A 21,148-nucleotide genomic window follows, 5' to 3' on the forward strand; every position below is an offset into this window, starting at 1 on the left:
GAAATATTCTGATGGGATTTTTTTATATTAAATTTTATTCTTCTATTATTTGATGCTTTACGAGCTTTCTTAAGACCTAGTTGGAAACATTTCTATTTGAATAAGTTTCAAGATGGGCTTAAAATCAATGTTTTCCCAAGACCCACGATACCGCCTGCAACAACTAAAGGAGTCGCAGAACCCCATGTAACTACGATGGCTGTCACTCCGACAATGATAGTCAATGCGCTAACAGCCATGTCTTTCCAACCCTTATCTGATCGAGCCAAGGCCTCAAAACGGACCTTGTCTCGCTCCTGGGCAGCCTTCACGCGCTCAACGCGACTCTCCATCTGCTGGGTCGCCTGTTTGTAGGCTATCGCGAAGCGTTGAACAGACTTGAGTTTGGCAAAATCTCCTGACTGATAAGTCCCTACCGTACGTGTCTTCCCTGCATGTTCTGTTATCAAGGCCTTGGTCGCAGCTAGAAGTTCCTTAAAGGCGACCAAATCCTGACTCGCATGGTTGCTTTCATACTGAGTGATAGAGCTGTCCAAGTTCTTGATCTGATTGAGCAGAAAGTTATAGTCCATGACCGTGCTGGTATGACTGCTTCCATCATAGCTCACCAAATCAGAAATCTTGTCCTTGGTCGTGTTCAAGAGCTCAATCTCACTCTTTAGACTATCCCGTGAACTCTTTAAAGCACTATGAAGGTTTGTAAATACCTGACCTGGCAACTTTGTATGAAGATCACCGTCAATCTGGTAGTAGCCGTCCTTGTATAATAGGAGATTGGTTGAGTAGTCATTCATCAGGTTGACCAGAGTCTGAAGGAGAGTCCCATGCACCTCCACTAGGTAGGTGCGCATACTCGAGATGGCCTGACCTTGGAGATTTTTATTGTTGATGAAGTCTGTCATGGCCTTATTGAGGCTAGCGACCGACTCTCCCCAAGTATTTATCGTCTTTTAACTTTCCACTTGAACAGAGGTGATATCATCAAATTTTATATTGTAACTCATAGCACCTCCCTACTGCAAACCAGGAAACATGCTTTGACCCAGGACACTATCTGTCCGATGCATCTCTTTCCCTGTGCCTGCCATCAAGGCGATATCTGTCTCCAGCAAGGTCGCATAGGTCTTCACCAGCGAGTGGAGTCCATTGAATTGTTCCTGATACAAGTCCAAGCCTTTAGATGTAGCTGTCGTATTAAAACTTGGTTTCCCAACTCCTGCCAAACTAGCCTTGGCCTTGGATAGACTACCGATGTGTGAGTTAAACAGAACCTCGGATAATTGAATCGTTCCATACATGACCTTACCCCTCCTTCGTATGTAGTAGCTTCTCGATGACATTTCCCAGATTGTTCATCTGACTCCGACACCATCTAATAATACCATTTTCTTCAATCTTTTGGTTCTCTAACCTAGTGATTTCATCACAGATGGCATCATAGAAGGTATTCATCTCCGTTTGGAAACTCGTGTAGTCACTGGAAAAGGTTTCCCACTGCTTGGTGAAGGCATCTTTTTGTTTGCCTTGCCATTCAGGCTGAATATTTCGGTGCATAATAGGATACTTGATATTGTGAACATTCTGTTGGATTTCACCTATAGACTTCTTAGCCGTGCGAAGACGTTCCAATTTTTCATCGATGGAAGTAATCCGTGATTGGGCGGAGGAGATGCTGGAAGAGTGTTGATTCACTCTACCTTGAAGAGAATTCTATTTAAAGCAAGAGCTTACCAATTGGCCATTGGTAAACTCTTGTTTCATTTATTCTATCATAAAAGGGGGAGTTGTTCTGATTGTTGCCCAATAAAATAATAAGAACTATTTTGATTGTTTATATAAGTGTTCCAGTAATTGCCGACATTTTTCGTCAATCAATTCCCTATTAGCCAGCTGTTGAATCCATTTTTCTGGGATGCCTTCCAGTTGATAGTGGGCTCCAGCCAAGGTACCTGTAATGGCACCGATGGTATCGGTATCCCCTCCAAGATTAACGGCTTTTAGAACAGCTTCTTCAAAACTATCTGTTGTACCCAAACACCAGAGACAAGCCTTCAAGGTATCAACAACATAGCCTGTAGAAGCAATATCTTCCCTAGATTTTTGATAAAATTCTCTATCAAATATTTCTCTAAAATGTTCTTGATACTCTTCCCAGTATTCTGGGTTTTTCTTGAAATAATCTTCAAGATAAGGTTTTGATTGACAAAGTAATTTTTCTAAACGAATGTTAAGAAGAAAACCGATTAAAAGCTGGACATAAAGAATAGATGCCACGATAGACCTTGGATGAGCATGGGTCAGCTTAGTATATTTCTCAATTATTTTTGATCTATAACTGAAATCAAAATTTTCATATAAGAGCAAAGCTAAGGGAGATATCCTCATCAGAGCTCCATTGCCGTTATCTCTCTCACTAGTTCCTCCACATTTCTCTGGAGAGACTCCTGCCAAATATCGTTCAATCGCCTGATTAGTCGCAACACCAATATCAAAACAATATCCAAAAGGGGTGAGGTAGCCCTGACGATAAGCTACAAATTTATCCATCAACCCATTCAAATCAGAATCCTCACATAGGTGTTCAATAAGTGCTAAGGATAAAGAAGTATCATCTGACCAGGTACCAGTTGGTTGATTATAGGTTCCATAACCCACCATATCTGAAATATGATAGGTATCTCTATCTCTGAACTCTACAGGGACTCCCAGTGCATCACCTATTGCTAGACCAAAGATAACCGAATTTATCTTTTGTTTAAGATTATATCTTCTATACTGATTTGAATCATCTTCCCATTTATCTCTTAATCTCATAGCCTTCTCCTATTCTATTAGATCCATTTTTAGAATAATATTATTATCAACTTTATCTATACCCTTTATTAAGAATTTTGAATTTCTTGGCAACAATAACTCATTTTCATTAGGGAACATACTGAAAGTGTTAACCATCCCTCCTTTAGAACCTTTTGGTGCGTTGATTTCCCATCTTACACCACCTCCAAAGGCCGTCTTACTCTCAACTGAAGTACTAACAAAAGCTCGATCTTCAAAAGTTTTTCCTACTAACGAATTCCAATCCAGAGTTCCGTTATAGTTTTTATCAACGATGTTCATGAAAGGCGCTGAACTTGTTCCCCTGTATAAAGTTAAATCAGCTGGCAATTCCATCTTAGACAATGCAGAATCGATATCAGAAATAGTTGAAGTTGAAACAGGGCCTAAATCGTCACTGAACCCTCTTAAGTAGTTATTAATGTAGGTATAATCATTACTTGTATAGACTCGTAACCCCTCAGCTTCTGCATTCGTAAAACTTTGTTGACTTTTTCTAAAATAGGTATCTAGTTCTTGCGTACTATACTTCGGTGCTTCGACATCTACTTTCACCTTATTGAGACTAAACTTGCTGGCTGCTGAGGAAGCCGTATAGCCTCCTACGATATTCCCGATAAAGTTGGCGGTTTGGGCATCTTCTTCGCTTCCACCTAGGAGCTTGGTACCATGATAGGCAACCTGACCCGCTGTATAGGCACCGGCTTCCCCTATCGCAAACTGGGTCAAGCCCTTGACAACGCTCTGGGTCTGCCCTATGGGAATCATGATAGCACTCGCTGTCGTAAAGACATTCCCAACATCATGATACAGCTTGTCATTGCCCATGAAAAGCGTATCTCTGATGAGATTATAGGATTTCGTATGGGTATCCCCTGCATTCCCAAGTACGATATTATGAACACCTTCTGCTGCATTAGATAACCCATAGACACTCGTCCCAAAACCCACGATACCGCCTGCAACAACTAAAGGAGTCGCAGTTCCCAGGGTTCCTATAATTGCGAGAATACCAAACGCAACGGTCACCACACCAATCGCCAAGTCTTTCCAACCGTTCTTGGCACGATCCTCCGCAGCCAAGGCTTCAAAACGAACCTTGTCTCGCTCCTGGGCAGCCTTCACGCGCTCAACGCGACTCTCCATCTGCTGGGTCGCCTGTTTGTAGGCTATCGCAAAGCGTTGAACAGACTTGAGCTTGGCGAAATCTCCTGACTGATAAGTCCCTACTGTACGTGTCTTCCCTGCGTGCTCTGCGATCAAGGCCTTGGTCGCAGCTAGAAGTTCCTTAAAGGCGACCAAATCCTGACTCGCATGGTTACTCTCATACTGAGTAATGGAGGTATCCAAGTTCTTGAGCTGGTTCATGAGGAAGTTATAGTTCATGACTGTACTGGTATGACTGCTTCCTTCGTAGCTCACCAAGTCTGAAATCTTGTCCTTGGTCGTGTTTAGGAGCTCAATCTCGTTCTTTAACTTATCCCTCGAACCCTTCAAATCACTATGTAATCGCGTAAACTCCTGACCAGGTAGCTTTGTATGCAGGTGGCTATCAATCTGGTAGTAACCGTCCTTGTACAGTAGGAGATTGGTTGAGTAGTCATTCATCAGGTTGACCAGAGTCTGAAGGAGAGTCCCATGCACCTCTACTAGGTAGGTGCGCATGCTCGAGATGGCCTGACCTTGGAGGTTTGCACTTAATATAAAAACAGGAACTTGCCTTAAACTAACAGTGTATAAACAAGTTCCTCACAGGCTATTTCAATGGTGATACATAATCATCTGGAAGTTTGCCTTCAGATTCAATCCACTGTTTCTCAGCAATTGGAATCAATTCTTTAAGTTCTTCCTTAGAAAACAACTTCCTATTTTTAGGGACATCTATCAAAGAAGCTGGATATTTACTTATAAATTTTCTTCTAGACTCTTTTCTCTCTTCTTCCGTCGGTGGCCAACGATCGGTCTGAAGTTTACTTAATACTTCTAACTCCGTTCTCTCCCCACTTTCTAATAAGGCAAATAACTCGTTTGGTAATTCATAAACCACTCGCTGAGGGGCAATTCCTCCCTCCTCAGTAACGTAATAAAGATGATTGCCATCTCTCCAAATGTGCTGACCATAACCTTTTACTTCTTCAAACTGGATGACATCGTCCCATCCTAATTTACTATGTTCCATGTAGGTTCTCCTCTCTGGGTACTAATATCTTTCATGATACCTTCTGGAATATCTCCTGGGAAAGTTCGTCCAGCTGGTCTCCACCAGTCATTGGCCCCAATTTCATTCCCACTTAGAATTCTTGGATTTTGAAGTGAAATAACAAGGGATTTATGCTAATTATTAGTGCTCTTTTTCGAACCATAGAGCGTATAGCGGACTGATTTTCTCAAATAATTCCTTTTCGTATTGATATCTATTTTCTTGTACTTTCTCAACTAATTGACTAACTTTCTCAAATTCATTATTTTTGATCAATTTATCAATTAAATCTACATCCTTTTCATCAATCTTTTGCGAGGAAATATTCTTAATGATTATCTTTAAAATTTGATAAGTCACCTCATCATCATCTAATTTAGAAATCTCGGATGTTATTTTTCCTCTCTCAGTAAAAACTAGATTATACCTTCCATTTCCATCCTCTATTATAGAAATTCCCTCTGGAAAGTAGGGAGGTTGTTCAGAAAAATAAATTCCAAATTCACCTAATTTTATGTTTCCAATTTTTGAAACTTCGGATTCAATTTTGTTTTTTAATTTTATTAGCATTTAATTATTCCTATTTCAATTTAAGTAGAAAATTCCCTTTTTCTAATTCACCAATTGTTAAATATGTATAATATTGGATTCCCATACCAGGTTCATCAAACCAAGGTGCAACTAATCCTTCTTTTGTTGGTATTTCTTTTAGAACAATGTAGTCTGAATTCGGTTGGAGTTTCATAAAAGGAGGTAAGGCTTTCTCACCAAATGTTGCTCCTTCAGGAGAGAAATACCTTCCTGTTGAATTAGAACCAATTCTGTTTATTCGAGTTCCAGGCAATATTACGGATTCTTTATATTTTCCATTCAAAAATCCATATTCATGTATGCTACCGTCAACTCTACCCATGGCACTCTCGGGACTTCCTGGGTAAATTGTATTTCCTGTTAGCTGATTAAAATAATCCGGATTATCGTATACATTTTTATTTTTAAGGTAAAATTCTGGCTCAGGTGGATATGACCAATTGCTTAATTTGACTCTATCGGATGGTTCGATACCCGCCTCCGCATACTTATGCCATTGAAGATATCTCTGACGGTCCATCGGTTCCATACCCATCAAGGTTTTCTGGAATTTCTCCTTCGCCAGATATTGGTCAAAGTTACTGGATTCCCTCGCTAGCCTGCTTTCTTTAATATTCTCTTTAATCCGTTCGATATTATACTTCGGTGCTTCGACATCCACCTTATTCAAACTAAACTTGCTGGCTGCTGAGGAGGCCGCATACCCTCCTACGATATTCCCGATAAAGTTGGCGGTTTGGGCATCTTCTTCGCTTCCACCTAGGAGCTTAGTCCCATGATAGGCAACCTGACCCGCTGTATAGGCACCGGCTTCCCCTATCGCAAACTGGGTCAAGCCTTTGACAACGCTCTGGGTCTGCCCTATGGGAATCATGATGGCACTCGCCGTCACAAAGGCATTCCCAACATCATGATACAGCTTGTCATTCCCCATGAAAAGCGTATCTCGGATGAGATTATAGGATTTCGTATGGGCATCCCCTGCATTCCCAAGTACGATATTATGAACGCCTTCTGCTGCATTAGATAACCCATAGGCTGTTGTCCCAAAACCCACGATACCGCCTGCAACAACTAAAGGAGTCGCAGTTCCCAAGGTTCCTATAATTGCGAGAATCCCAAACCCAACGGTCAACACACCAATCGCCAAGTCTTTCCAACCATTCTTGGCACGATCCTCCGCAGCCAAGGCCTCAAAACGGACCTTGTCTCGCTCCTGGGCTGCCTTCACGCGCTCAACGCGACTCTCCATCTGCTGGGTCGCCTGTTTGTAGGCGATCGCAAAGCGTTGAACAGACTTGAGTTTGGCGAAATCTCCTGACTGATAAGTCCCTACCGTACGTGTCTTCCCTGCGTGCTCTGTTATCAAGGCCTTGGTCGCAGCTAGAAGTTCCTTAAAGGCGACCAAATCCTGACTCGCATGGTTGCTTTCATACTGAGTGATGGAGCTGTCCAAGTTCTTGAGCTGATTCATGAGGAAGTTATAGTTCATGACCGTGCTGGTATGACTGCTTCCATCATAGCTCACCAAGTCTGAAATCTTGTCCTTGGTCGTGTTCAAGACCTCAATCTCACTCTTCAAATCGTCCCGTGAGCCCTTTAAAGCACTATGAAGGTTTGTAAATACCTTACTTGGCAGCTTTGTATGAAGATCACCATCAATCTGGTAGTAACCATCCTTGTACAGTAAGAGTTTACCAATAAAATATTAGTAAACTCTTGTTTCATTTATTCTAACATAAAATAGGGTGTTATTTATTATTCTGTGACATCATCCCAGAGGGGGGAGGAATATTCAGGAACTTCTCCATTTTCTACAGAAGTTTTATTTATAAAAACTGTTAACTTCAGATTATGGATAAATTTTTCTTTTGCTTCTTCAAATGTTTTAAACTTAAAAATACTTCCTGTACTTGCTCGATCCATTGTTGAATAAACTTCATACAATTCCAATTCTGGATTATAATCTATCCTAGTTTCCCACTCAGAAGGTCTGTGTTCATTAAAAATAGAATATCTTAAAGACTCATAACCTAAATTAGTAATCATTGACATTAATTCAATTTTTTGTTCTTCTAAGTTCTTCATTACTTAATCTCCTTCAATAATCCCATTTTTTCATACCACTTCACTGTTGTTTCAAATCTAATTTGTACTCCTCCTCCTTGTCCAAATACTTTAGCTATTTGTCCTTTTTGTGGATTTGCCAAATCATCCAAAGTTTTTCCAAAACGCTCTAGTTGAGCTTGAAGTGACATTTTATCAATATCAGATAACCTAGAAAATCCTGCTTTGACATTTTCTACATTAATATCTTTTACAACTTCATACTGGTGGTAAACTTGATGACCTTCAGGATAAGGCAAACCTCGTGTATTAAACGGTAATATCTCTCCGTTATCAACTGGACTGGCGAAACGCCCACCATTTGAGCCAAAACGGTCAATCACTTGTCCAGCTTTTAAATTGGCTGGTTGTGTAATGGGGTTACCAGCACTATCTAAAACAAAGCCATCTGTTCCTTGTGGTGGCCATTTGATTTTACCTTGTGCATCCACAAAGTCCCTAGAACGAACAGGAACTTGTTTCCCCTCAAAGACATCTGCTGAAAGATAAGCACGTTTCCCATTTGGTATTGTTATGCGCTCTGGGAAGTATTTCCCTTGCTGTGCGTACTCTTTGCGAAGGTAGTTTTCAAACTTCGAACTCTCCCTCGCAAGCCTGCTTTCTTCCAGATTCTTCAGAATTTGTTCGCGGTTATACTTCGGTGCTTCGACCTCTACCTTCACCTTATTGAGACTAAACTTGCTGGCTGCTGAAGAGGCCACATAGCCTCCTACGATATTCCCGATAAAGTTTGCGGTTTGGGCATCTTCTTCGCTTCCACCTAGGAGCTTAGTCCCGTGATAGGCAACCTGACCCGCTGTATAGGCACCGGCTTCCCCTATCGCAAACTGGGTCAACCCTTTGACAACGCTCTGGGTCTGCCCTATGGGAATCATGATCGCACTCGCCGTCGTAAAGACATTCCCAACATCATGATACAACTTGTCATTGCCCATGAAAAGCGTATCTCTGACAGGATTTATTGACTTGGTGTGGATATCCCCTGCATTCCCAAGTTCGATATTATGAATCCCTTCTGATACATTAGATAACCCATAGACACTCGTCCCAAAACCCACGACACCGCCTGCAACAACTAAAGGAGTCGCAGTTCCCATGGTTCCTATAATTGCGAGAATACCAAACGCAACGGTCACCACACCAATCGCCAAGTCTTTCCAACCATTCTTGGCACGATCCTCCGCAGCCAAGGCCTCAAAACGGACCTTGTCTCGCTCCTGGGCTGCCTTCACGCGCTCAACGCGACTCTCCATCTGCTGGGTCGCCTGTTTGTAGGCGATCGCAAAGCGTTGAACAGACTTAAGTTTGGCAAAATCTCCTGACTGATAAGTCCCTACCGTACGTGTCTTCCCTGCGTGCTCTGTTATCAAGGCCTTGGTCGCAGCTAGAAGTTCCTTAAAGGCGACCAAATCCTGACTCGCATGGTTACTTTCATACTGAGTGATAGAGCTGTCCAAGTTCTTGATCTGATTGAGCAGAAAGTTATAGTCCATGACCGTGCTGGTATGACTGCTTCCATCATAGCTCACCAAGTCTGAAATCTTGTCCTTGGTCGTATTCAAGAGCTCAATCTCACTCTTCAAATCGTCCCGTGAACTCTTTAAAGCACTATGAAGGTTGGTAAATACCTGACCTGGCAACTTTGTATGAAGATCACCGTCAATCTGGTAGTAACCGTCCTTGTACAGTAGGAGATTGGTTGAGTAGTCATTCATCAGGTTGACCAAAGTCTGAAGGAGAGTCCCATGCACCTCTACTAGGTAGTTGCGCATACTCGAGATGGCCTGACCTTGGAGATTTTGATTGTTGATGAAGTCGCTCATGGCCTTGTTTAGGCTCGCAACAGACTCTCCCCAAGTATTTATCGTCTTTTAACTTTCCACTTGAACAGAGGTGATATCATCAAATTTTATATTGTAACTCATAGCACCTCCCTACTGCAAACCAGGAAACATGTTTTGACCCAGGACACTATCTGTCCGATGCATCTCTTTCCCTGTGCCTGCCATCAAGGCGATATCTGTCTCCAGCAAGGTCGCATAGGTCTTCACCAGCGAGTGGAGTCCATTGAATTGTTCCTGATACAAGTCCAAGCCTTTAGATGTAGCTGTCGTATTAAAACTTGGTTTCCCAACTCCTGCCAAACTAGCCTTGGCCTTGGATAGACTACCAATGTGTGAGTTAAACAGAACCTCGGATAATTGAATCGTTCCATACATGACCTTACCCCTCCTTCGTATGTAGTAGCTTCTCGATGACATTTCCCAGATTGTTCATCTGACTCCGACACCATCTAATAATAGCATTTTCTTCAATCTTTTGGTTCTCTAACCTAGTGATTTCATCACAGATGGCATCATAGAAGGTATCCATCTCTGTTTGGAAACTCGTGTAGTCACTGGAGAAGGTTTCCCACTGCTTGGTGAAGGCATCTTTTTGTTTGCCCTTCCAAGTAGGCTGATAATTTTTCCTAATAATCTTTTTTTAGTATCATGAACCTTTTTTTGAATTTCCCCTACAGACTTCTTGGCCGTGCGAAGACGTTCCAACTGTTCATCGATAGTCGTAATCCGTGATTGGGCAGAGGAGATGCTGGCAGAGTGAGCACTCACCTGCCTTTGCAGAGAATCGATTTGCATATAATCAACTTCTCCCATCTCTTAACCTCCCAATCCATTTACGTCATTCAATTCGGCTACATTTCCTTTAGGGATCTCTGTCTGGTCTATAACCGCAGCAATATTTTCCAACATGAGGTCATTATCCTCATCACTATAGCCCTCTTGAACAACCTTAAAAATATCTTCGTCATTGAAGTAGATAAGGCTATCGCCTACCATCCCTTCAGGATAGAGGCAAGCCCCGTAGTCAAAGCGATAGATATTCCCTTTGACAGGCGCTGCGATGACCCGTGCAATGATCATCATCTTCTTTGTATTTCCTTTTAGTATAATGATACTGCCGAGTGGCAACATGGTCGTTTCTTTCATCGTATTCCTCTCTAAATTTCTAATAATTGAACAAATTCATAACGATCTGGGTAAAGAACGTATCCTTGGTTAGGCTTCAGTGCCGGTTCATTCATGATATAAGGATAGCGAGTATGATCTTGATCGCTAATACGTACACCAAGGAAGACTTGCTCTACTAACTGATTAACTAGTTTGACAAAATTATCGTATTGATTGGTTACTAGATCCTGATAAGCACCAGCAAATACTAAAGTCACGCCATAGCGAGAACCTTCCGTAAGCAGTTCTTTAAAGTCTACTTCGTTCATCCCTGCTGCCATAGCTGTCGCCGCAATATCAGGTATCAAAATTAACCATTTAGGATAGTCCTGACTTGGCGTAGCCACTCGTTTCTTAAAGTCTTCTAATATCGTCTTCATCACATTATCGACTTCTAAAGAAGTATCAAACCGTTGGATGCCATCAAAAAGTTGGTTGCTGATACGCTGACTAGGATCTAAGATAAGCGTATTATACTTACCTGACATACGCTCCAAATGATACTCTAATAATTTATAGTAATTCGTTACAAAAGCAGGACTGTCTGAGGCTATAAGCATAGGTCGCTCGAAACTAAAGGATGCTGAAACAACAGCCTCTCTTTCGAGTCCCAAGATAAAGTCTTGACTGCTTTCTAAGATTTCTGCCATCACTTCTTTGGTTACCTTTTCTGGTAACATTGGGATACCTGCAGGAAGCGGTCCATCGTATGCCACAGCCATTGCTTCTTGTTCTGCACGAACTTCCTTTATGTAGTCCGTATAATGTTCACTGCTGTATGGCAACATCACTTGGAATTGGACGATATCGTCAAATTTAGCTATCGCCCGGCCTTTGATTTCATCGAGTGGAATGTTTGAACGTCCTACTACACCTGACAAGTCACTGTTATCAAATAAGAAGAGCGAAATCTTAGTCTTAAAGTTGGATTGTAACTGTAATCGCATCGCATTGAGACGAGAAAGTGTCACGACTAGATAGATTCCTAGAGAGGCACCATCGCGAGCAATGACATTTAAAGTATCATAAAAGGCATCTACGAATGGGGCATCCATCACACTATCAAAACCATCTATCTCGATGAAAATAGTTGGAAAACTCTCATTTGACAACTGATTGTACTGCGTTAGATTTGTCGCTCTTGCTCGCGAAAGAGCCCGTTTCCGAGTTTTAATCTCTCTATTCAAGAATCGAAGAGATTTCATGATTTTCTCAGTCTCATCCAAGGTGAAATAATCTGCAACATGAGGGAAATCAGAAATAGAGATCAAGCCACTAGTACCAAAGTCATAGAGATAGAAATGGACCTGTTCTGGTGTCTGCTTACGAATCACGTCCATCGCAAAGTTCTGTAGAAAAGTGGACTTCCCGAATCCTGGACTAGAAACTAATAAAATATGTCCTCTTTGTTCCATATTGAAATAAAGGGGAGATTGTTCCTGTCTTTCAGGAATATCTTGATACCCAACCAAAATAGGTTGTAAGGCCTCTGAACGTCCCCAATAATCCCTGAAGTTAGTCGATTGTGTATCTTTAGCACATATCTTTTCTTCGAGTGGTGGCAACCAAGGACTGGCCACCTGATGAATATGAAGACCGTCAAAGACTTCACGAGCTTTTTCTACAATGGCGTCCAATTCTGTTGGAACAGCCTTAGCTTCTTTTTTATTGACTAAACCACTCAAATCTTTATTAATGGCATTGTATTGGCCATTACTTGTAATCTCATACACAGTTGTATTTTTTTGAACATGGTTTCGTCCTTCTGGATTATAATCCGCACCCGACCACGCGCTTTGGAATAGCTCATAGATTTCATTGTTTCCGACTTGAAGATAGGCTCTACCTGTCTGGGTGATTTCTGCGGCATCAGGTGTTTTGATTACTTCTCTAGAATCCGCAACATCCTGTACTTTAAGAGCTATTTTAAACTTCGAGTTCGACCAAATTTGATCATTAACCACCCCACTAGGTTTTTGGGTTGCTAAAATTAATTTAACTCCCAATGAACGACCAATACGAGCCGTAGAGACCAATTCATCCATGAAATCAGGTTGATTCGCCTTCAACTCTGCAAACTCATCACTGATGATTAATAGATGTGGTAGTGGTTCTTTGACCTTCCCTTCTTTGAAGAGTTTCATGTACTGGTTGATATGATTAACGTCATTTTCGGCAAAAATACGCTGACGTTTCTTCAGTTCAGCCTTGATAGATACCAGAGCCCGATTCGCCTGGTTGCCATCCAAGTTTGTAATCGTACCAACGACGTGAGGGAGATCTGCAAAGAGATTAGCCATCCCTCCACCTTTATAGTCAATCAAAAGGAAAGCAACCTCATACGGATGGTAGTTCACAGCTAAAGACAGAATGTAGGACTGAATAAGCTCAGACTTCCCTGATCCCGTAGTACCAGCAATCAATCCATGAGGTCCATGCGCCTTCTCATGAATGTTTAGATAAAGAATATCGTCCCTACCTCGAACTCCTAGAGGAACAGCCATTGTTTGGAAAGTTTCATTATCCTGCCATCGTTTTAAAAGATCCAGTTCCTCTACCTTATTGACTCCATACATCTCTAAGAAGGTAATACTATTCGGAATCGAATTACGCAAAGTCTGAACATGATGAATACCCGCAAGATTTCTCGCAAAGTTTTCTTTTTCCGATAAACTTACAGGAGGAAGAGGCCTAATTTCTTTATTTGTATAATTGCCATCCTGAAGTAATACGGTACCTTTTTTATCTCCTCGATAGTCAACAACTGTCTTAACGTGTTCTGGTAAACTTTCAAGTACTTCTTCTACGAAAACGTAATGAATCCCTAAATGGGATAAATCTTCATTGATGTACTCCATAATATTGTGGTCCAACATCAGACTTAAATCTGTAATAAAGAGAATATAATGAGGGCTGTATTGCTTTTCTTTCCCCTTGTCCTGCTCACTATCTAATTTTCTGTCTTTAATAACTTGATAGAGTGACGTCAATAGTTGATCTCGAGTACGTTGATTGTAAACAAAACCACGGCTATTTAGTGCTTTAATTTTCGTATGAGGTAACCAACGGCTCCAATCCCATAACTCCAACTCTTCCTCTCGAAAAATTGGAATAAACTGTAGATCATGATAACTTTGGAAAGTCGCTAATTGCATCATCATCTGTTGAACTTGTTCAATCACTATTTGACGTGTCCCTATATATCCTGTGGGACTCGTTAATGTATGAGTAATAGGTACCTGCTTGGTCACACGATAGTAGGAAAGTAGTTCTTGAATTTTTTGATTAGCAGCGGCATTGTATTTTGTCAACTCAGAATCTGAATACTCAATAGAGAAACTAGAATGAACTTCGCCCAATCCTAAGCGATAAGACAAGAAATCGAAGTGATAGAGCGTTTTCTCATAAATTCGTCGATCGGTTTTTTCTACCATTCCTAAAATACGAACTGTATCAGGAAAATGATAAACCAGAGCATCAACTTGTTCATCACGTAGATCAGCTAACTGTGAATATTTGGTTTTCAAATAGTCCATATAATCAACAATTTTCTGTTCTTGAAGTTCCTTATGTGATTTTTTATCAGAAAAATAAGTATGAATAGAAGTCCCAATAGTAATGACAGACATCCCCATCATCATAAACATCATTCCACCACTACGTGTAAAGTAAACCGTTAGTATCGTAAAGACAATCATCGCCAAAGGGGTAATAATCAATCTTAGTAACGATTGTTTGTTGCCTTCATCATCTGTTGGTGCCGAAGCAATCGTTACTTTATCCTCGGGTTCTCTTAGAATAATCCGTGGAGAGCGATGAAATTCTCTTGAGCGATCTTCGACCATTACTTCAGAAAAAGGCAATAAGCTCGTCTCAATAGAAAATAGTGAATGAATCGATAAGATTTGTTTTTGAACGGATAATGCTAGACCCTGTTCAAAAATAAGTTGATCCATATCTTGAATATCTTGTTTTCCAGTTTTTCTTTCACCATTAACATAATATGGACTAGCACTGTAAATCGTCTTATTTGTACTATCAAAGGTCAAAATGATTTCTACAGGAAAATCAACTAAGCGAATGGTCGCTTCTTTCTTATCTGATAAATAAAGTATTTTCTCGGGAAGAAGGTAATACTCGCTGTTTTTAATAATCAATAAGGACACACTTATATTTTCAGCTATGGAAACCAAATGATACCCATAAGAATAAGTCTCCCCGAGCAGTTCAACTCCTGTTTCCTTGACTTCCAGCACCACATTCTCAAGGATAGGAAGATAGATATTAGAAGCTATAGAAGGTCCCAGTTGATAGGTTTTTCCTGCATAGAGTGGATAAACATTGTCTTCAAAAAATAAATAATTCATAGACCACTCCTATCTTGACTCTGCTGAAGTTGAAGTTGAAGTCGAAGTCGTATTCGACTTGTTCGCTTCTGGTGTTAGGTAGTTTTTCTTTAACTCTTCCAATTTACTCTTATAATTATTTAGTTGCTCTGTACGTTGTTCTGATGTGAGGTTAGGATTTCTCTGAACCTCATCAACCTTTTTGGTAAGACCATACATCAATAATTGTGGGTCATCTAAGTAACTTGCAATATCTATAGCTTCATCAATTTTCGACTGGCCAATTAAGACCCAGTAACGAAGATAGTCTTTATTTGACTGAGATGATATTTTGGATAACTCTGTCTTTTGCGCTTCTGTTAAAGGCTCTGTTTTGATGACGGAATAAGCCACCATATAAGCATCATCCTGACTAAGTGATTTAGAATCTGTATTTTTAACAGTAGATACAACCGATGAATAATCTTGATGTACAAAAGCCAAACGTAAATCTGATATCATTTGTTGATTAGGCATAGCGAACAATGCAAAGTAAAGCACTCCAACAATTGACAGCACTCCAATAAATGATGCAATAATGGTAGTCCACTTCAACCGCGAAACAAGTTTATTAGGAACACGTGAAAATTTTTCTTTATTTTGTTCCTTTTCTTCGATATACTTTTCTAGTAGTAAGGCTAAGATTGCATCCAAATCCTCAGCCTTCATGATGGTCTCACAAAACAGTTTTCCTTTATAAAATGGCGACTGTCCCTCTACTAATTTTTCATAACTTACTTTTTTATCTAGTAGAGATACTATCATGGCTTTAAAGTTAACTGTAAACGCTTCTAGATTTAATGCATCGTAGGGAGGCACTTGCCCTTTAACACCACGAAAAATGAATAGAGGGTTCCCATTTCTTGAAAACACTAGATTACTGGGTGATAACTCATAAGTATAGATTGAATCCTTCAGCGAGTTAAATAATTGGCCAACATTGATCAGATGACGTAATTTTTCTTCATCAATCATCGTAGTCAACTTATCCCAAGAATAATATTCATCTGTCAAAAGACTTTCAATCGTTAGTTTCCCTTCTTCCTCAATGACATTTTGATTCACAAAATAAGCTTGTGTTGCTGTTAATAGAGCATAAGCTATTTCTCGGTTTCCCTTAATATCTCCAACTACTAATTCCATTTTTTGAACGTCCATACCTGACTCCCTTACTATATTCTTTCCAATTTTAATAAAACTCCGTCTTTCACTACTGCTAGACTGCTCGTACTAGCAAGAATTTCTCCCGACTGTTGATTTCTTACACTTGGATTCATGACCTTAACCCCAATACCATAAGTATCAGAGACGATTTGTATCAATTCTTTAATCGTTAACTCGGTAGGGACTCTTAAATCTAATATTTTAGATAAAAAAGGCGAACAATCCAGACTAATATTAATGTACTCTTCCATAGAAACCTCCTAAATCTATTATGTTATGCCTATTATATCACGCAGAACATGAATATTAAAGAACTTTTTGTTTATAAAAAGGGAGATACATTTGTATCTCCCTCTATGTATTTTTCTATCGATTTTATTGTTTAGCTGTATGTAACTTTTTATAAAAGAGCGAGTAAATTGTGACAATCATCCCTAGTATAAACAATAAAATTGCAGTCCAAGAAACAGGAGACTTTACGTTTTTAAGTGAAACAGCCTTTTTATCACTGTGGTTGATTTGAATCTGACTGCTAAATAAGGCAGACTGATACTCATTAACGATATTCTCTGTTTCCACTTTAGTGATAAATAAGTTTGTTTTAACTAATTGATACTTTTCTTTATCCAATTTTTTAGTTGTATCAATCAATTTATATGTCTCAGGATGAAATAACTTTGTCAAATTACTCTCCTGTTCAAAGTACTGAATCTCCGTTTTCTTGGTATTTTTATCTAAAGATGTATCTATTTGCAAAGATCCATCATTTGCAAAAGCAACACTTCCTCTTGTAAAAATTGAAAACAATAGAAAGATAAAGACAATGATTTTTTTCATATTACTTGCTATCCTTAACTTGGCGATACAAGAAAGTATTTCCAAGTCCCAAAGCAATCGTTAGAACAACAATTACCATTACTGACTGAACAACTCCATTTTGTTGATTAATGAATAATTTCACTACACCTTCAAGATATGTCAATGGAGAAAGAGCTGTTAAAATAGGAGCCGAATTCACATAATATTCATCAAACAATTGAGTTGCTGAAATGATATAAAGCAGTAGTAGACTTATACTTATCAAGAATCCAAGACTTTTTAGTTTATCCATAAGGATATTCAGACCATATGTCATCATCAGACTTACCAAGACAAGAAGTACTACAAACCAACTCAATTGACTTACAGAGAAGGCAAGTTTAACTCCAGAAACAATCGCAATTATAGAACCTGCTGCTACTGAAATCACACTTAGGAAGAACATTGGTCCAGAAGAATTTCTCCATGACAAACGATCCTTCAAACTGATTAATCTTTGCAATTCTTCTTTATCTGCATGTTGGAAAAGATAAGCAACAACCAAGCTAACAAGGTAGCTGACTAAGATAATAAGAAGTCCTGATCTTTCGTCTTGACGATTAGTCTGTGACGGTGAATTTGTTGCGGCTGATACGACATTCCCAATTTTCGAAGCATCAACAGGATTCGACAAATATTCATAGACAGCTTCATTTTTGGTGTTACCCGTTTTAGTATTGCTCAAAACAGTAGAAAAGTTTTTAAGGAATTCTTCGTTTGAACCATATTCACTAGACATGATTTTCTTCAACTCAGAAACGCGTTCAGTTAATGATTTCCCGTCTTTTTCCAATGTATTAACATCATTTGTCAACTGAGTCATAGTAGCTTCAATTGTCTCAGAAACAGCTTGGTTTGCTTTTGTATTGTCCATCAAGGTTTTACTAGCTGACATCAGTTTAATTAGGTCACTGTTCATATCCATACTAACTGTAACCATATCAGTATTGTCTACTTTTTCTGTTTCAACAAAATTTGGTTTACCCTTAATCGTTTTATCCACTAATTCGCTCTGCTCAATTAACTTACTTAACTGAGTCATTAAATCTTTGGTTGTTGTTCTCAGCTGATCAATATTAGATGTCAATTTTTTAGTATTAGCTAATCGAGACTGAATATCCGCCAATTTTTTATCCGAAATCTTCAAATCTGATTTTAGAGCTTCTACTGTGGTTGCTTTGATTAGATTGGTCACAATGGTCTTGAGGTCATCATTATTTGCTAAGGAAGCAAGAGAACCTTCTGCTGGAACAAACGTAGTATCTGTGTACGTGTTTTTAGATAAATCTAAGCCGTAAAACGCAGTAACAAGTCCTGATAACTGTAGATACGCCTCAACATCTTTATAAATCGCTTGAGTTAACTTAGTAGGATTGTACTCCCAGTTAGAAATAATGTCTTGCATCTCATAATGACGATTCAAAACTTTTTTTTCTGTTTGATTTATCTTAGTAGTCGTGATGGTCTTCGTAATTGTGATAATTTCTGTTGGTTTCTGCCCATCAGACGTAGAGGAACTTGACGTTACAGAAGTAGCTGGACTAACAGGCGCAGAATGAACTGTCTCATTCTCTATTTTATCTTTTTCTACATAAGGGGCATCTTCCTTTATAACTTTTACATCTTCTGTCGTATCTAATTGATACTTAACAAGCACAGGTGATAAGACATTGAGATCATTTTCATTCTTGATTCCTAGTGTGTATGAAATAGTCATACCTGGAGATGCTTCACTAGGGATAGATACCTGATAACTCCCTCCTCCAAGATCAGAAAATCCATAGTTTGATTCTTTAAGATAGTATCCGCTTGGTACTGTTAACGTTAATTTTGAAATTTTTCCTTCAAATAAAGGCAATGTTAGTTCACGTTTTGTTGTGCTCTTAGATTTAATGTCATTCTTCAACTGAGAGAACTCTTCATTTTCAAGTGTTGTAGCTTGCAAAGTCGGCAAATCTTTCCCTGTCTTCTTACTATACCACTGTATAAAAGCACTTATATTTTTCAAATGTTGTTTATCAGTATCTGACAAAGAAAGATTATTTATAGCTGCATCATCGTAGTATACACTTGGCCATTTACTAGTAATTTGATTTTGCATACTAGTATTTAACGACTGAATATAACTTCCAAGAGTTTTATTAGCTCCATCTATCGCTGAGGAGTTTTTAGCCAAGGAAGACTCTACTGCTTCTCTAATCTTTGTATCATAATTTGATAAGGTATCATCAATTTCCTTATTATTCTTCTTCAAGCTTTCGAGAAGTTTTGCGATATCTTGATTATAGGAAGAAGCCGTATCAGTAGTTTCTTTCCAAATAGCTGGCTCTGATAAATTATTATTATTAAATTGAGTGTTTATAGCAGCTAATTGATCTAATTGTTCCTTAACTGATAATTTAGAAAAGTCTTTATCATAGTTGGATAAAGCCTGTTCTCTAGTATTCAAGGAATGATCCCACTTTTCTTGTTGTCCCTTTATTTTTTCTATTGTTCCCTCATATGTCTTATCAACAGAAATAATGGATTTAAAGGCATCATTTGTATTTAACAGGGTTTTGTTAAATGATGAATACGATGATAAAAGATTATTCGGTGATGAACCTAAGCCATTAAATTGTTGACTATATTGAGCAAGAGGATCCACTAACTTATTATTAAAGGACGTTAGTGACTCATGTTCATTTGTAACCACATCAGCAACCTGGCCTTGTGCTGTTTTCAAATTCCCAATAATACTAGTGAAATAAATATTAATCAAGTCCTTATTAAAGAGCTCTTTGAAAGCTACTACTGCTTGTTCAGCCTGTTTAACAGTCAGTTGATCACTTGATTGAATTTGATATTGAAACTTCGCCTGAACAGGAGAAGTTGATTCGATCGCTAAAGCTTCTTCTGAAAATTTACTTGGCAAGATTATCATCAACTGATAAGTCTCATTTTTTAGACCGTTTTCAGCGATTGACCGAGAAACGACTTCTACTTTGTAATTATTTTTAGCTATGAACGAGTTTACTAAAGTATTCGCAATGTTAACCAGTTGTCCATTATATACCTTACCTGTATCTTCATTAACAACAGCTACTTTGATAGGGGCTTGTTGCACCGAGGAATCTGAGTTCGTTCGACTGATAGGTGTTGGTTTTACAACTGCAAAGAAGGAGACTATCATTGTAACAAATAACAGTAGCATCCCTAAGCTAAATAAAACTTTCTTATTCACATGTTCTCCTTAAATAAATGTAGTAAAAAAGTTGAGGAGAAATCCTCAACTTTATCCTTAACTATTTTGAATGCCAAAGTTCTTAGATAAAGCTTGGTCATTTTGTTTCATTGCTTCAGCAGTCTTATCAAGTTGTGTGTTGATTTGTTGCATCAAATCCGCAAAATTTACAACCTTCGGTTTCAATTCAAGGAATTGTCTCTCGAAGCCTTGGAAGGCAGCACCTTCCCACTCTGTACGAAGAGTGTCTTGTAGGCGTTGAAGATTGTTCAAGATAACTCTGATATCATTAGCAGCTTTTCCATATTCACGCGCACGTGATTGAAGCGTCTCTGTGGACACACGAATTTGGTCTGACATATTCTTACTCCTATGTTCTTTTTTTCTTATTTTAACATTATTCAAATACTTATGCAAGTATTATATCAAATAATTAAAAAAAATAATATTTTAGCAATAATTAGTTTGATACAATAAAATATCTAAACAATTCCTATCCTACTCGATACGTATGAAACGAAAAGTCATACTAATCAAGGCAGAAGTCTATTCCTTCTATCTATCTTTTCAGGTAGTAAGATCTAGACCTTATCAGAAATCTTTACTAGCTCTCCTACCCGTCTGGCAAATCCAGTCGAAACTGTTCCAGCACTATTGTCTCCTGCTTGAGGACCCCAGCCATGCTGTGGGTGGCCGTGTTAAGAATAACCGTGTTAACGTAAAGAAAAAGGAGACTACCTGTTTGATAAAAACT

19 protein-coding genes are annotated in these 21,148 nt (G+C 39.0%); all 19 read right to left on the reverse strand.

Annotated features, from left to right (window positions below):
• Nucleotides 1-107 precede the first annotated feature (107 nt).
• The 19 genes from MK385_RS03135 to MK385_RS03225 all read right to left on the reverse strand — a co-directional run bounded on the left by MK385_RS03135 (nucleotide 108) and on the right by MK385_RS03225 (nucleotide 20,754).
• On the reverse strand, nucleotides 108-944 hold the full coding sequence (locus tag MK385_RS03135; protein ID WP_268725284.1) for a T7SS effector LXG polymorphic toxin: 837 nt from the start codon (nucleotides 942-944) through the stop codon (nucleotides 108-110).
• Nucleotides 945-1,013: 69 nt separating this feature from the next.
• Nucleotides 1,014-1,298 carry a TIGR04197 family type VII secretion effector gene (locus MK385_RS03140; protein WP_042769236.1) on the reverse strand — a complete coding sequence of 95 codons (285 nt, stop codon included), beginning with the start codon at nucleotides 1,296-1,298 and terminating at the stop codon, nucleotides 1,014-1,016.
• A 4-nt stretch (nucleotides 1,299-1,302) separates the two neighbouring features.
• The gene (locus MK385_RS03145; RefSeq protein ID WP_268725264.1) at nucleotides 1,303-1,692 is read right to left on the reverse strand and encodes a YwqH-like family protein; all 390 of its coding nucleotides are present in this window, start codon (nucleotides 1,690-1,692) and stop codon (nucleotides 1,303-1,305) included.
• 126 nt (nucleotides 1,693-1,818) lie between these two features.
• Complete coding sequence (locus MK385_RS03150) at nucleotides 1,819-2,814, reverse strand: ADP-ribosylglycohydrolase family protein (RefSeq protein ID WP_084917200.1); 996 nt, start codon at nucleotides 2,812-2,814, stop codon at nucleotides 1,819-1,821.
• Nucleotides 2,815-2,823: 9 nt separating this feature from the next.
• A complete protein-coding gene (locus tag MK385_RS03155; RefSeq protein ID WP_268725285.1) occupies nucleotides 2,824-4,539 on the reverse strand; it encodes an ADP-ribosyltransferase in 1,716 nt (571 codons plus the stop codon).
• Nucleotides 4,540-4,591: 52 nt separating this feature from the next.
• Nucleotides 4,592-5,014, reverse strand: a complete 423-nt coding sequence (locus tag MK385_RS03160; protein ID WP_042769258.1) for a hypothetical protein — start codon at nucleotides 5,012-5,014, stop codon at nucleotides 4,592-4,594.
• A 162-nt stretch (nucleotides 5,015-5,176) separates the two neighbouring features.
• The gene (locus tag MK385_RS03165; RefSeq protein ID WP_042769257.1) at nucleotides 5,177-5,605 is read right to left on the reverse strand and encodes an Imm63 family immunity protein; all 429 of its coding nucleotides are present in this window, start codon (nucleotides 5,603-5,605) and stop codon (nucleotides 5,177-5,179) included.
• 10 nt (nucleotides 5,606-5,615) lie between these two features.
• Nucleotides 5,616-7,208, reverse strand: coding sequence for a TNT domain-containing protein (locus tag MK385_RS03170; RefSeq protein WP_268725265.1), 1,593 nt, complete (start codon nucleotides 7,206-7,208; stop codon nucleotides 5,616-5,618).
• A gap of 176 nt (nucleotides 7,209-7,384) precedes the next feature.
• On the reverse strand, nucleotides 7,385-7,714 hold the full coding sequence (locus MK385_RS03175; RefSeq protein WP_268725266.1) for an Imm59 family immunity protein: 330 nt from the start codon (nucleotides 7,712-7,714) through the stop codon (nucleotides 7,385-7,387).
• Entirely contained in the window at nucleotides 7,714-9,618 is a 1,905-nt protein-coding gene (locus MK385_RS03180) for a glycohydrolase toxin TNT-related protein (protein WP_268725286.1), read from the reverse strand. Before MK385_RS03180 ends, MK385_RS03175 begins: the two co-directional genes overlap by 1 nt.
• 69 nt (nucleotides 9,619-9,687) lie before the next feature.
• Complete coding sequence (locus MK385_RS03185) at nucleotides 9,688-9,972, reverse strand: TIGR04197 family type VII secretion effector (RefSeq protein ID WP_268725267.1); 285 nt, start codon at nucleotides 9,970-9,972, stop codon at nucleotides 9,688-9,690.
• Nucleotides 9,973-9,976: 4 nt separating this feature from the next.
• Nucleotides 9,977-10,231, reverse strand: coding sequence for a YwqH-like family protein (locus MK385_RS03190; RefSeq protein ID WP_326845576.1), 255 nt, complete (start codon nucleotides 10,229-10,231; stop codon nucleotides 9,977-9,979).
• A 182-nt stretch (nucleotides 10,232-10,413) separates the two neighbouring features.
• Nucleotides 10,414-10,743 carry a DUF4176 domain-containing protein gene (locus MK385_RS03195; protein ID WP_061587743.1) on the reverse strand — a complete coding sequence of 110 codons (330 nt, stop codon included), beginning with the start codon at nucleotides 10,741-10,743 and terminating at the stop codon, nucleotides 10,414-10,416.
• 11 nt (nucleotides 10,744-10,754) lie between these two features.
• A complete protein-coding gene (essC, locus tag MK385_RS03200; RefSeq protein WP_268725268.1) occupies nucleotides 10,755-15,131 on the reverse strand; it encodes a type VII secretion protein EssC in 4,377 nt (1,458 codons plus the stop codon).
• Between the two features lie 9 nt (nucleotides 15,132-15,140).
• Entirely contained in the window at nucleotides 15,141-16,307 is a 1,167-nt protein-coding gene (gene essB, locus MK385_RS03205; protein WP_268725269.1) for a type VII secretion protein EssB, read from the reverse strand.
• Nucleotides 16,308-16,321: 14 nt separating this feature from the next.
• Entirely contained in the window at nucleotides 16,322-16,564 is a 243-nt protein-coding gene (locus MK385_RS03210) for a type VII secretion protein (protein ID WP_042769154.1), read from the reverse strand.
• Between the two features lie 124 nt (nucleotides 16,565-16,688).
• On the reverse strand, nucleotides 16,689-17,150 hold the full coding sequence (essA, locus tag MK385_RS03215) for a type VII secretion protein EssA (RefSeq protein WP_268725270.1): 462 nt from the start codon (nucleotides 17,148-17,150) through the stop codon (nucleotides 16,689-16,691).
• Nucleotide 17,151: 1 nt separating this feature from the next.
• Nucleotides 17,152-20,394, reverse strand: a complete 3,243-nt coding sequence (gene esaA / locus MK385_RS03220) for a type VII secretion protein EsaA (protein ID WP_268725271.1) — start codon at nucleotides 20,392-20,394, stop codon at nucleotides 17,152-17,154.
• A 57-nt stretch (nucleotides 20,395-20,451) separates the two neighbouring features.
• Entirely contained in the window at nucleotides 20,452-20,754 is a 303-nt protein-coding gene (locus MK385_RS03225; RefSeq protein WP_042769153.1) for a WXG100 family type VII secretion target, read from the reverse strand.
• Between the last annotated feature and the right edge of the window lie 394 nt (nucleotides 20,755-21,148).

It is taken from the genome of Streptococcus oralis, from assembly GCF_026782125.1.
GTDB classification, from domain to species: domain Bacteria; phylum Bacillota; class Bacilli; order Lactobacillales; family Streptococcaceae; genus Streptococcus; species Streptococcus oralis_CE.

Coding starts and splice junctions, on each gene's coding strand:
- MK385_RS03140 (WP_042769236.1), bottom strand. CDS start 1,298: ATGTATGGAACGATTCAATTATCCGAGGTTCTGTTTAACTCACACATC.
- MK385_RS03150 (WP_084917200.1), bottom strand. CDS start 2,814: ATGAGATTAAGAGATAAATGGGAAGATGATTCAAATCAGTATAGAAGA.
- MK385_RS03160 (WP_042769258.1), bottom strand. CDS start 5,014: ATGGAACATAGTAAATTAGGATGGGACGATGTCATCCAGTTTGAAGAA.
- MK385_RS03165 (WP_042769257.1), bottom strand. CDS start 5,605: ATGCTAATAAAATTAAAAAACAAAATTGAATCCGAAGTTTCAAAAATT.
- MK385_RS03175 (WP_268725266.1), bottom strand. CDS start 7,714: ATGAAGAACTTAGAAGAACAAAAAATTGAATTAATGTCAATGATTACT.
- MK385_RS03185 (WP_268725267.1), bottom strand. CDS start 9,972: ATGTATGGAACGATTCAATTATCCGAGGTTCTGTTTAACTCACACATT.
- MK385_RS03195 (WP_061587743.1), bottom strand. CDS start 10,743: ATGAAAGAAACGACCATGTTGCCACTCGGCAGTATCATTATACTAAAA.
- essC (WP_268725268.1), bottom strand. CDS start 15,131: ATGAATTATTTATTTTTTGAAGACAATGTTTATCCACTCTATGCAGGA.
- essB (WP_268725269.1), bottom strand. CDS start 16,307: ATGGACGTTCAAAAAATGGAATTAGTAGTTGGAGATATTAAGGGAAAC.
- MK385_RS03210 (WP_042769154.1), bottom strand. CDS start 16,564: ATGGAAGAGTACATTAATATTAGTCTGGATTGTTCGCCTTTTTTATCT.
- essA (WP_268725270.1), bottom strand. CDS start 17,150: ATGAAAAAAATCATTGTCTTTATCTTTCTATTGTTTTCAATTTTTACA.
- MK385_RS03225 (WP_042769153.1), bottom strand. CDS start 20,754: ATGTCAGACCAAATTCGTGTGTCCACAGAGACGCTTCAATCACGTGCG.